The following is a 7,141-nucleotide window of genomic DNA, read 5'->3' as shown; positions in this document are numbered from 1 at the left end:
TCCAGCACTTTCAGAGATATTCATAGCTGCTGCTGAATTGATGTTTTGTCCTGCTGTCATAGAGATATTCCCACCCGCATTCATCGTAATATCATTCGGTGCATTCACACTAATATTCCCTTTACCATCCATTAACCAAGTGTTACCACTTGGGTCTTCAATAAACACACTACCTATAGCATCGTTCATAATTATTTTAGAAGCTATTTCCTGCTGTTCGTTACAAGTTTTCTTGTCTAGTTGTTTTTTTTCTAAGCCCTAAAAGGAGCTTCCTGTGGTCGCTCTTTTAGAGCAAGAAAAAAATACAACTAGCCTGCAAAAAGCTTTCCACTACCATCAGGGCTATTTTTAAAAAACAACACTTCTAATAACACTAGCTATAAATCGAAACTATTTTAGTTGATTAAAACACTAAAAGTAAAAAAAACAACCCTAAGGTTGTCTTTTTTATTCCTAAATTTTAATTTTAGTACTTGATTTTATTGACGTTTTTGTTTAAAAAAAACTTTTGATATATTACCTATCCACATCTAAAATCTTAATTATTTCATCAATATTTTTTGGTTTTTTATCTACTTCTAAAATTTTTAGTTCAGATTGATATTTTGTGTAAGATGTTGTTTTAGAAATAGAATATTGTTCTGTGCTTCCTACAATAGAATCGAATAATGTCTTTTTATTCTTATACAGAATTAGATTTGTCAAACTACGCTCATTTTCTCCATTGGAAATAGAGTATTGAATGTATTTCCCTTTGTTATTTATAAATTTTTTATTGTATCTGTTTTCACCATCAATGCTTTTTAAAACTCCGTTTTCATCATATTTATAAATAAATTTGTAAATAAAAAATTGGTCGTCAGATTGATAATTTTGGTTTTTGATAGTAGCAGAAATAATTTTATGGGTACTATTTTCTTTTTGATTACTCCAGTTTTTATTTAATGGCTCTAGTAATTCTGAATAGTCACCATATCCATCTTTTAGAAAAAAAGTTAAATCTAATATTGACGCTTCAACAAATACTTTTTGTTTCAAAAAAGTATAATATTCATAATTTACTCTATAATTATCATTATTTATAGTAATAGTATTTTTGTTTCCAAACATTACTCTAACTTCTTCACCTGAACAAAAGAAAGTAATTGACTTATTTTTATTTTTTTTAAACCAGAATGTAAATTTTTCAGGTTTTTCAGATTTATCTGAATTCAATTTGTAAATAGTTACAGTATCATTTGCTTTTGGAAAAACGCCAATAAAATTTTCTTTAATAGTGCCTTCTCCTTTTGTGTAAGTACTATCATCATTAAAATACCTATAACTCCCTTTATCAATATCTATTTCTTGAACTAAAGCAAGCTTGTATTTGATATTAATTTTTTTAGGTTTTAGAATATAAAAAGAAAGGGACAAACAAATTATAAAAATTATAAAAATTATAAAAGTTAACTTTTTCATACTATTTTTTAATTATAGTTTCGCTAGTGAGCCTAGTTTTAGTTTTTTTCCAAAAAATACTTTTTCCAGCATTTACTGTCGCTGAAATCCCATAAGTTTCCTTTACGCCTGTATCATAATAAAAGTTTCCAGATTTCCAGTAATCTTGATTTTCGAAATCTGCCGCTGGTATTGCATATTTTATTTTTGAAGGTACTTCTACTTCTTCAAAGGTTGGTTTACCATCTTTTCCTAAAACAGGTTTTTTGTCCTTATCTAGTATTTTCTTTTTTACTTTCTTTGTTATATGTTCGTGAGTTCCTTTGTGAGTTTTTTCATTATGATTCCCTGCATCTGGGTATCTTGAAGAAGTACCATTTGCTAATACAAACGAATCATATATGTCTTTTGGTATTTCTATAAATTTATATTCATCAAATTTATTTTGACCTAGATTGTTATATATATTAGTTTCAGAATTACCCCAAGCCAGAAAATCTGTACCATCCCAAAATTTTGCACCATTTGTTAAATCGGTCTCCCCATTAAGTACATAAAATAGTGCTTTTCGAGTTAGTTTAGATTTGTCATCATTTAATGAGTCTTTTAATTCCTTTTTTTTTCGAACTGATGAATATTTTCCTGCTAATACTTGTTTCCATTTGCTTTTTTCATCTTTTTTAAGAGTTACATCTTTTGAATAATTAAAACTACTATATGCGATGCATTTTAACTCTTTAAAATCTGGATCACCAGCCTCCATTTTTACAACATAAGCTATATAGCAAAAATGAGAATGTGTTATATTTACATCGTTCTCTTTTATTAATTTTATACCATTATAAACATCTATTTCTTTACCATCTTTATCTTTTGCTTTGCCTTTTCCCGTGCAAGTGTATACATCGCTAACTATTCCAGTATTTAAAGCTTTGTCAACTTTTCCTTCAAATGTACCATCTGTATTATAAAAATGCCCATTTACATATTGTATTTCTTCCTCGCTCTTTGGAGCATCCTCAGGTTTTGCATAAAAATTCCCTCCATCAGCTTTTTGTATAATTTGTTGGTTTGAATGTGCTTCATTTTTTCCATTTACATAAACCTTTTTACTTCCGCCTATATTCTCTAAGTAATCACCTCCTATATATGTATATTTGCCCATAATTAGAAAGATTTTGATTTTTCTGCTGCGTTATTATGAATTTCACTTTTAGAATGAATTTCATGATTCCCATCCACTTGACTAATTCTTTTACCTTTTACAGTTGTTTGTTTGTCTTTTTCAATATTTGCTTCTTTATTTCCAGTAATATTCTCAACCAGTTTTCCAGTAACATTCATCATACTATCACCTCCTACAAACATAGTGTGCATCATTCCTATAGAAGTACTTTTATCAACTCCTGCGCTTTCTGTAATATTCATTCCTGCACTAGACGATATATTTTTACTTGCAGATAAATTGATATCTGTAGCTGTTACTGAAAAAGTATTCGGTGCATTCACACTAATATTCCCTTTACCATCCATTAACCAAGTGTTACCACTTGGATCTTCAATAAACACACTACCTATAGCATCGTTCATAATGATTTTAGTTCCAGAACGAGTTTGAATCACTTTCTGGTCGTTTATTTCAAAGAACTTTTTGTATTACCAACACATCTAATACATTACCCAATACTACTTTATTTTAATAAATGTTAGATATTTTTCATCACACTGAGTAAAATGTAACAATTTAGGATTAATAGCATCCGAGTTTTGAATTTTAAGATTTCTACTTGAAAGTATTCCTTTAATTTTACCTAAAGTAAAATTATTTTTATTTAAAATCATTTTACCTTTTGATATTATTTTCTCTTTATCAAAGATTAAATAACAGTAAAATTCTGCATTTTTCTTAATCTCAATTTTAAATCTTGAATCTTGGCAAGTTGACAATATATATATTCCCGAAAAATTATTTAGTTGATTTTTAGGTTCTGCTTTGTATTCTTTTCCATCAATACCAGTTGGTACATCAGGTTTATAAACTTCTTTTTTGCCTCCTTTGTATACAGTTTCACTTTTTTCTAAAATCCAGTTGTCATATTCTTTTTTATATATGTAGGTTTCATTTATTTCAAAACCACTCGCACCTGTTTTCCACTGATAAGTTTCAATACAGCCGCTTCTATCACATTGAAAAATCTGAACGGATTCATATCCTATTGGAAGATTAAAATTAAATATTTTACCATTCCCTCTTATTATTTTACATACATACGAAATATCTTTATTCCTATATTCTTCAATATATTTGTAATCCTTATAGTATAATGTATCTATTAAATTATCATTGTCAAAATCGCCTATAGCATTTTGCTCCTTTTGTGAAAAGCCAAAAAGATTATTTAATATTAATATTATGAAAATTATTTTTTTGATACCTTGCTATTTTTATTATCGAAATTTAAAACATCATTATTCAATTTCTCCACATTTAACTTGATTTTGTCTAATGTTTTTTTTACACTTTTATACATTAATATATTTTTTTTATCAACTGGATAAGTTTGTAAAGTTTTATTAACTATTATTTCATTCAAAACACATTCTTTTATTAATATTTTGCTTGTATAGGAATTTAAATCCTTCACACTAATACCCTTAATATTTTTGTATAATTTTCTACAATTAATTTCATTAAAAACTATAGACTCAACATTTTCTTCGTTTATTTTATTAATATCTAAATTTACAATATTTTCACACGTTTTTACTTCGCCATTCTCGCATGTCTGGCATGGTGAATAAAACAGTGTACTTGTTAAAATCCATTTTTTATTTTTGTATTGTACAAATAAATCAATCGAAGACACAGAAGAAGATGAATAATGAATATTTATGAATTCACTTTTAAATTTAACTAAAGAAATCTTTTCATAAGCGGTAATTTCAGGTATTTCAAAAGAAGTATTAGATTTATTCAACTTAATATTTACAACATAATTTTCCTTATCTAGATTAACAGAATCAATTTCCCCATTTTTGTCTAAATCATAGTTGAATTCTTGACAAAAAGTATTAGCAGTGAATGATATCAATAGTAAAACAGAAAATTTAATTATTTTACTCACCCTTTTTATATTTACATTTTTTAGTTAAAATATATACTTTTGATTTTTTTGTTATGTTCTCTTCAATATCGTCATAAACTGAATTTGATATAGTAATTTTATTTTTCATAGTTAATAAACAATCGCTTGTTACTAAATCTGGATCCATAGGATTAAATCTATGGATTAATACCGATTTTAATATCCAATCATCTCTTAATTTATCATATTCAAATTTTAGAGTATCATTATCCAGAAATTTTGGAGCATAGCTCATTTTAAAAATAAGTACATTGTTTTTAAATGAAAAATCCATTTCAGTAATTCCGTTGCCATAATTTTTGAAAAAACTTATTTCTTTAGTTAAAGATTTTCCAGCTTTTTTATATTTAAAAATAAATATATTCGAATCTTTATTGTGAATAACCTTGTCATTTATTTTATCGTTATTAATATCTGCGGTTATGGTAATTCTTTGAGAATTATCTTCTGTTTGTGCAAATGCTTTAGTTAATAATAAAAAAATAATTATTACAATTCTTAAATTTTTCATTGTGTAATCTTGGTTTTAAATTTTGTTAATACATCCATCATCGTAATCAAATAAAACTTTTAATGATTTTGTAAAAGTCTTTCTATGTTCTAATCCATAAGGATTTTTAACCCGTCCATTTATACATTGCGAAACTTTTAAAACATTATCCCCATCAGCCACAATATTAATATTTTCATTTGTAGCTGTAACATTTCCTAAATTTTCCCAGTACCAACCAGCAGAATCAAATGCAAAATGAAGGTTTTTCGCAATAAGACTTGCTGAATCTACATCAACTTCTTCAACTATTTTTTCCTTAATTGCCTTTTTGGTTTTAGGATTAATCATTACATTTCCTTTTTCATCTAATTTATTAGCATAATAAATATACTTTTCTTTATTCAATGCACCTCTATCAAATAAATCCTCAATTTTTTTATTATTTAATAATGTAGGCTCTTTTTTTAATATATACGAAAAATAAGCCATTTGATTTTTTCTCCATGTTAATTGTATAATTCCTCTTCCTTTATATCTTGGACCATCACCATCTTCAGTATTTTCCATTTTCTTAGCATTACTATGTTCACCAGGATTATATCCTTTTCCAGATGCACCTTCTAACGTTGTGTCATATCTTGCTGATTCATGATAAGATTGAGCCAAAAAGTGAATTTTTCTGATGCAAGTATTAATATGATATTTATTCATTGTACTATTTAATTCTTCTGTCAGTCTTTCGTAAGTCTTATCGGAAGAATCTAAAGGGCAGTTTTCAGAAGAAAATAAGTATTTTGTTTTAATACCTTCTTCACTTCTCATTTTCAAAACAATAGATTTTATTTCTTCAAGAGTTATATCCCTATTGCAAAAACACGGCGCACCAGAAACTATCAACCTTTCCTTATCCTTGTTTTTAAATTCATGTTCAGGATTTGGATAAATAACTTGGTCGGTTGTTTCTGTAATTTCTCCTTTTGTAAACAACTGTGCTTTTTTATCTGTACGTTTATTAAATTTTTCTATTAATTTTTTTACATCTTCAACACTTTTAGGTTGCAAAGTGATTTCTTTAGCAAAAATATTAGGCTCTTTGGTTTTATCCTTTGCTAAATCAAACTCTATTTTGGTTTTTTCATCTTTTTCAATTAAAAACTTAATTGGATTTTCGTATACTAATTCAGTATTCGATAATTTATTTTCATTCATTTCAATAGTTAATTTTCCTGCTAAACCATCACAAATGGCTATGACCCATATTTTCTTTTTGATTTTGGTCTCTGTTATTTTTGGAAAAGAAACCTCATCTCTAACTTTCTTTTTATATTTTATGGTAACTTTTTCTTCTCCTTTCGCAATTTTAAAAACTTTCTCAGGAGTGTATGAAATTATATCTGCTTTTTTTATTTTTTTTTCTTTTATAAATCTCGCTCTTATTTTCTTTTCATTTTCTCCTTTTATTGCTACAACAGCTTCTTCAGTGTCTTCAAAAACTGGAGTTAAAAGTTTTTTTGCAAAATATATATCCGTTAATTGGGTTATATTTTCTATTTTTTTAGGCTTTTCTGGTTCACCAAAACTCACACCTTTTTCTTTTCCAATTTCAGAAATAGTACCACCAGCGTTTTGCACAATATTCCCTTGCGAATATATATTATGATCTCCTCCTGTAGTCTTTGTTATAGTACCACCTACATTTCTTATTCTTGTCATTGTTTAAAAAAGTTTAGATTTCTCAGCACTGTTATTTTGCACTTCTTTTTCTGCATGCTTATTTATAGACCCCTCTGAACTGGTTGATACTCCTTCTTTAGCATTCTCAACTCGTTCTTTCTCTGTATGCGATTCATGATTTCCTGCAATATGTTCTATCACATTACCTGTCACATTCATCATACTATTTCCACCCACAAACATACTATGCATCATTCCTATGGAACTCGATTTATCAACTCCAGCACTTTCAGAGATATTCATAGCTGCTGCTGAATTGATGTTTTGTCCTGCTGTCATAGAGATATTCCCACCCGCATTCATCGTAATATCATTCGGTGCATTCACA

General features: G+C 27.6%; 6 protein-coding genes and 2 pseudogenes. All 8 read right to left on the bottom strand.

What is annotated here, in order from left to right; genetic code table 11:
- Positions 1-189: pseudogene (locus RMO70_RS10130) on the bottom strand (type IV secretion protein Rhs); the annotation flags it as partial.
- Between the two features lie 327 nt (positions 190-516).
- Positions 517-1,461, bottom strand: a complete 945-nt coding sequence (locus RMO70_RS10125; RefSeq protein ID WP_310556322.1) for a hypothetical protein — start codon at positions 1,459-1,461, stop codon at positions 517-519.
- 1 nt (position 1,462) lies between these two features.
- Positions 1,463-2,605 carry a hypothetical protein gene (locus RMO70_RS10120; protein WP_310556321.1) on the bottom strand — a complete coding sequence of 381 codons (1,143 nt, stop codon included), beginning with the start codon at positions 2,603-2,605 and terminating at the stop codon, positions 1,463-1,465.
- A gap of 2 nt (positions 2,606-2,607) precedes the next feature.
- A complete protein-coding gene (locus tag RMO70_RS10115) occupies positions 2,608-3,063 on the bottom strand; it encodes a bacteriophage T4 gp5 trimerisation domain-containing protein (RefSeq protein ID WP_310556320.1) in 456 nt (151 codons plus the stop codon).
- Positions 3,064-3,860: 797 nt separating this feature from the next.
- Positions 3,861-4,565: a hypothetical protein gene (locus RMO70_RS10110; protein ID WP_310556319.1), complete on the bottom strand. Its 705-nt coding sequence runs from the start codon at positions 4,563-4,565 to the stop codon at positions 3,861-3,863.
- On the bottom strand, positions 4,558-5,097 hold the full coding sequence (locus RMO70_RS10105; protein WP_310556318.1) for a hypothetical protein: 540 nt from the start codon (positions 5,095-5,097) through the stop codon (positions 4,558-4,560). The genes RMO70_RS10110 and RMO70_RS10105 overlap by 8 nt, the downstream gene beginning before the upstream one ends.
- 15 nt (positions 5,098-5,112) lie before the next feature.
- Positions 5,113-6,792 carry a hypothetical protein gene (locus RMO70_RS10100; protein ID WP_310556317.1) on the bottom strand — a complete coding sequence of 560 codons (1,680 nt, stop codon included), beginning with the start codon at positions 6,790-6,792 and terminating at the stop codon, positions 5,113-5,115.
- A gap of 3 nt (positions 6,793-6,795) precedes the next feature.
- A pseudogene (locus RMO70_RS10095) lies at positions 6,796-7,141 on the bottom strand (type IV secretion protein Rhs); the annotation flags it as partial.

This window comes from Flavobacterium sp. (assembly GCF_031422135.1).
GTDB lineage: Bacteria > Bacteroidota > Bacteroidia > Flavobacteriales > Flavobacteriaceae > Flavobacterium.
Note: the sequence above shows the minus strand (reverse complement) of the source record. Positions and strands in the feature narration are given on the sequence as shown.

Excerpts from the sequence above, each read along its gene's own strand:
- RMO70_RS10125 (WP_310556322.1), bottom strand. The coding sequence starts at position 1,461 with ATGAAAAAGTTAACTTTTATAATTTTTATAATTTTTATAATTTGTTTG.
- RMO70_RS10120 (WP_310556321.1), bottom strand. The coding sequence starts at position 2,605 with ATGGGCAAATATACATATATAGGAGGTGATTACTTAGAGAATATAGGC.
- RMO70_RS10105 (WP_310556318.1), bottom strand. The coding sequence starts at position 5,097 with ATGAAAAATTTAAGAATTGTAATAATTATTTTTTTATTATTAACTAAA.
- RMO70_RS10100 (WP_310556317.1), bottom strand. The coding sequence starts at position 6,792 with ATGACAAGAATAAGAAATGTAGGTGGTACTATAACAAAGACTACAGGA.